The sequence below is a fragment of the Acinetobacter sp. YK3 genome (assembly GCF_001729365.1).
Taxonomy (GTDB): Bacteria; Pseudomonadota; Gammaproteobacteria; order Pseudomonadales; family Moraxellaceae; genus Acinetobacter; species Acinetobacter vivianii.
In genome coordinates this window covers 1-2,287 of the sequence record NZ_LZPJ01000059.1, presented here as the reverse complement: position 1 = coordinate 2,287, position 2,287 = coordinate 1, and the positions used below count along the sequence as shown (strand labels likewise).

3 protein-coding genes are annotated in these 2,287 nt (G+C 43.4%); 1 reads left to right on the top strand and 2 read right to left on the bottom strand.

Annotated features, from left to right (window positions below; genetic code table 11):
• Positions 1-276: 276 nt before the first annotated feature.
• Positions 277-1,257, top strand: a complete 981-nt coding sequence (locus A9Z07_RS05285; protein ID WP_004776220.1) for a mechanosensitive ion channel family protein — start codon at positions 277-279, stop codon at positions 1,255-1,257.
• On the opposite strand, the gene A9Z07_RS05280 is transcribed toward A9Z07_RS05285, so the two are convergent.
• Together A9Z07_RS05280 and A9Z07_RS05275 are read right to left on the bottom strand one after the other, a co-directional pair.
• Entirely contained in the window at positions 1,237-1,947 is a 711-nt protein-coding gene (locus A9Z07_RS05280; protein WP_069577513.1) for a 16S rRNA (uracil(1498)-N(3))-methyltransferase, read from the bottom strand. The genes A9Z07_RS05285 and A9Z07_RS05280 overlap by 21 nt on opposite strands.
• Positions 1,944-2,287, bottom strand: a 344-nt coding sequence (locus A9Z07_RS05275; protein WP_413772619.1) for a 3-deoxy-D-manno-octulosonic acid transferase, incomplete at its 5' end; no start/stop codon positions are given. The genes A9Z07_RS05280 and A9Z07_RS05275, both read right to left, overlap by 4 nt.

The following is a 2,287-nucleotide window of genomic DNA, read 5'->3' as shown; positions in this document are numbered from 1 at the left end:
ATAAATTTATTTACTATGACACAAATCATTTAAATGAACTTGGATCAAAGTATTATGCGGAAGCTACTGGCAATGAGTTATTAAATGTATTAAATAAATTACAAATAAATACTCTTCTTAACAGCTATTCCATAGATGATAGAAGGCGATAATATTCTATGGTTTGATTTGATTATGATGGGAAACAGAGGCTGAATTTTGCATGCGTATTCGCAAGAAATTCATTATGATTGCTTCCCTCATTGACTCCTTCCTTTGCGAAATAGAGATTTTCCTGTGGCGAATGAACAAACAACATTGACTGAAGTCGCGAGAGATACGGGTGAGCTGATTCATCAAGCAGGGACAAAAACGACCCAGACCGTACTCGCCCATACTGAAAAATATCACGATGCCTATACCACGATTGATAAAATCATGGATAGCTTCTGGGAGCGCCTGCCCTATATCGGGATCGCGATTACGGTTTTCGTTATTTTCTGGCTACTCACCAAATTATTTAAACTGTTTATTCGCAAGACTTTAGAAAATCGCAGCTATACCCGACAGAATCTGGTACTGGTGCTGAATCGCGTCGGCAGTACCTTTATTATTTTTTTCGGTTTCCTGATTGCATTGGTGATCGCTATTCCTGGCTTCACGCCAAGCCAGCTGATTGGTGCTTTGGGAATTGGTTCCGTTGCGATTGGTTTCGCTTTCAAAGATATTTTCCAAAACTTGCTGTCAGGCATCCTGATTCTGATCAGTGAACCGTTCCGTATTGGCGATGATATTGTCGTTAATGGTATGGAAGGCAATGTCGAAGACATCCAGATCCGCGCGACTTTTTTACGTTCTCCTGATGGTCGCCGCATCGTAATTCCAAATGCGACCGTCTATACCAGCGCAGTCACGGTCAATAATGCCTATCAGCGTCGTCGTTGCGAATTTGTGGTCGGCATTGGCTATGAAGATGATATGCAAAAGGCCAAGCAGATCATTATGGATATTCTGGATCACAATCTAAACGTATTGAGTCAGCCGGGATTCTCCGTCAATGTCACGGCGCTTGCAGATTTCTCAATTAACCTGACGGTACGTTGGTGGGTCAATACCACTGAAACATCGACCTCGACCTCAATCAGTGAAATTCAGGAACTCGTGGTGACGGCATTTGATGAGAAAGGCATCTCTATTCCATATCCAGTACAGGAAGTAAAAGTCTATCGTGGCGATCAATCTGAACAGGCTGATTCTTCAGACAAACAAACGACCTAAAATATTTGATACGGCTGTTTCAGTCCGCAAAATTCGGTTGCCTATGCTCATTGCTTGGCAGCCGTTTTTTTTCAGCAGCTCAACTTCATACGGAATAAAGCCACCTTCTGGCCCAATAATCAGGCTACAGCCATGCTGAATCGCATAAGGCATGTGTTGTTCCGCATAAGGATGCGCCACATAAGCAGGTCGCTCGGCATTGATCCATGTCGGCAAGACATCTTCAACAAAGGGCTTAAAGCGTTTATATAATTGGATCTCGGGTGCAATGGTATCACCTGCCTGTTCCAGACCAAGCGTCACATAATCATCGAGTTGTTGTAAAAATGGCGTTTGCCAGTAACTTTTATCAACCCGATAACTATGAATCAGGCTGATTCGTTCAACGCCAACCGTCACTGCATCCATGATGATACGACGCAACACTTTGGGCCGTGGCAAGGCAAGAATCAAATGTACGGGTAGTTTTTCTGGGACCAGATCTGCCTGAATCGGTCTCACTATAATGCGCTGTTCTGAAATCTCCAACACTTCGGTGAGATAACGCGATTCTTGGCGTATCCCCACTTTCAAGCTATCACCTACGTTTAATTCGAGATGCTGCCGTAAATGTTGAAGTTGTCGTGGATTGTCAATTTGCCATGCATCATTGTTAACAATCTGGTCGGGTTCAAGCAAAACAATATTCATGGCAAAGTGGTTTGTGCGAGGTAATGATCAAGTAACTGGATATGTTTTTGTAACGAACCCTGATTACGTTGCAAGACCTGTTGTGCATGTTCAACCAATTGTGATGTGTTTGCAGAATTATCTAGGCAGCTCAATAAATGCTGTACCACCTGCGCGGCATCATCACCAATCAAGATACCTTGTTCAGCAACGAATTCATCCACAATACTTTGGAAATTGAAATAACGTGGGCCAATTACGGTGGCAACATCCAGTGCCATAGGCTCCAGAATATTATGTCCCCCGCCTGGCTCATTCAGTGACCCTCCAACAAAACAAGCCTGACTCAAGGCATACCACA

What these genes read in the sequence shown, in the direction of transcription:
- A9Z07_RS05280 (WP_069577513.1), bottom strand. Translation starts at nt 1,947, where the DNA reads ATGAATATTGTTTTGCTTGAACCCGACCAGATTGTTAACAATGATGCA.